The following is a 1,381-nucleotide window of genomic DNA, read 5'->3' on the forward strand; positions in this document are numbered from 1 at the left end:
AGTCAAGTCCTTCATTCTGTGTAAATTATGGTTAGTAATGTTTTATGGTTTTTCTGAAGGAAGGGGGTACCCCCTTCCTTCAGAAAAACCTGTCGATTCTTTTCACTTCTGTTTTCTCAATTAAGATAGGATGTTCTTTTGTGATTTACGCTCATCTAATTCTATAAGTAAAGCACCAATTAATCGGAATGCCGAGTTGTCATTTGGAAAGATTCGTATCACTTTTTCACGACGACGTATTTCTTGGTTTAAGCGTTCAAGTGAATTAGTTGAGCGAATATGACGTTGCCATTTAATAGGTTCGTTTAGGAATTGGATGGCATCTTCAAAACCTTCTTCGAGTTTCGTTAAAGTTTTTTGTAACTTACGATTTTCCTTATAGGTTACCAAAAATTTCTCTAATTTCTCTCTTGCCATTTCAGCGTCCAGTGAGTTAAATATATCTTTGATAATGGCTTTTTCGATTTCCATTCCTTTCTTTGGTAATTCACTAAATAAATTTCGTTTGAAATGAACGGTGCACCTTTGCCATGGAGTCCCTATAAACACAGTACTTATCGCTTTTTTGAGACCTTGGTGTGCATCTGAAATCATGAGTTTAGGTGACGCTAGCCCTCTTTGTTTCAAACTCTGCAGAAACTCTTTCCATGCTTCATAACTCTCTTGATGACTAACCATGAACCCGATGATTTCTTTCTTGTTTCGGTTCGTAAAACCTTGGGCAATATAAACAGCCTTAGACACGACCTTTTGGTGCTCCCTTACTTTTATATACATCGCATCCACCGACACATAGGGGTAATATATCGCGTTCAATTGCCGGGTTGACCATTTCCTGACAATGGGATCTAACTTTTCCGTCATCGATGATACAAAGGACTTTGATACGTTCTGACCACAAAGTTGTTCGACGATATGCGTTACTTTACGTGTAGAGACCCCTTGAATGACCATCTCCATCATGCTTAATACCAAGCTCTGTTCAACCCTTGAATACCGCTCAAATAGGCTTGGTGAAAATTCTCCACTACGCGTCCTCGGAACTTTTAGAGTAATTTTCCCTGAACTTAAAATTAACTCACGCTCATAATATCCATTTCTATAATCGACTCGACTCTCTATCCGCTCATAGGATGAGGCTCTTAAATAATCATCCTGCTCTTTCTTCATAATTTCATTAAAAACTAATACAATAGCTGCTTTTGTAATTTCATCTAGATTTGAATGATTGATTTTCCCTGTTAAACTTTCCAAATTTAGGTTAAACTGTACTTGGGTCATCTTTTTTCCTCCTGGTTTGTTTTTAGTGGTAAAAAACATTCTAACCAAAGGGAGTTAAGGTGAACCCTTTTTCTTTTTACACAATTATACGGACTTAATC

General features: G+C 37.1%; 1 protein-coding gene. It reads right to left on the reverse strand.

Annotated features, from left to right (window positions below):
- Positions 1-120: 120 nt before the first annotated feature.
- Positions 121-1,281: an IS256 family transposase gene (locus BALCAV_RS20810; RefSeq protein ID WP_003322369.1), complete on the reverse strand. Its 1,161-nt coding sequence runs from the start codon at positions 1,279-1,281 to the stop codon at positions 121-123.
- Between the last annotated feature and the right edge of the window lie 100 nt (positions 1,282-1,381).

The sequence above is a fragment of the Alkalihalobacillus alcalophilus ATCC 27647 = CGMCC 1.3604 genome, assembly GCF_000292245.2.
GTDB lineage: Bacteria > Bacillota > Bacilli > Bacillales > Bacillaceae_D > Alkalihalobacillus > Alkalihalobacillus alcalophilus.